We start from the raw sequence: 712 nt of genomic DNA, 5'->3' as shown, positions 1-712 counted from the left end.
GCCCGCGGATCCCTTTGCCGCCCTCGCCGATCTCGGAGAGCCAGACACGCAGGAGGCTACCGGCGCAGACGACGACATGTTTGCGCCCTTCGAGGTGGCCAAGCCCGATGCAGAAGACAGCAACGCACAGCTCGCCCGCCTCGCCGCAGGCGGAATGGCCGCGTTCGCCGATGACATCGCCCCCCAAGATGGCACCCAGCCTGGGGAGGACGAGGCCGAACCCCTACCGGAAGATCACGCTGCCGAATTAGCCCAGGACCACGACGCGCCCGGCGTGGAAGCCACTGAAGACATCGACGCAGATACCTTCGCCGCTTTCAGCGAAGATGATCACCCGTTTGCTGCCCTTGAGGGCGCGGAGGAGGAGCAAGGTCGCGACAGCCTCCCATCGGCGACAGATGACATCCCCATAGAGGCCGTGGCGGCCGTCGAGAGAACAGCCGACACAGACCCCTTCGCCGCCCTCGAAGACGAGGACCCCTTCGCGGCGCTTGCTGACGTGGACGAGCCGGACGCAGAACTGTCCTCCCCGCAAGACACGGATGCTCCCAAAGATCAGATGGCAACCGCGGACGAAGAACCACAGGCCTCTGAAGACGCGGCTGCAGGCACCGCCGTCCCAAGCCCCTTCGAGGCCCTCGAAGGCTTGGACGATGACGACGCGCCTCCTTCGGAACACGTGGTCTCAGACGATGCGGACGCGCTTCCGCTC

Annotated in this window: 1 protein-coding gene; it reads left to right on the top strand. The window is 65.9% G+C overall.

The genetic code is table 11. The annotated features are described in order from the left end of the window. On the top strand, positions 1–712 hold a 712-nt coding region (locus AB9K37_RS00025), incomplete at both ends, for a hypothetical protein (RefSeq protein WP_369835042.1).

Origin of the sequence: Donghicola sp. XS_ASV15, from assembly GCF_041224595.1 — a bacterium.
In the GTDB taxonomy this organism is placed as follows: Bacteria; Pseudomonadota; Alphaproteobacteria; order Rhodobacterales; family Rhodobacteraceae; genus Donghicola.
The sequence above is the reverse complement of the archived record's forward strand: the minus strand, read 5'-3'. Positions and strand labels throughout refer to the sequence as shown.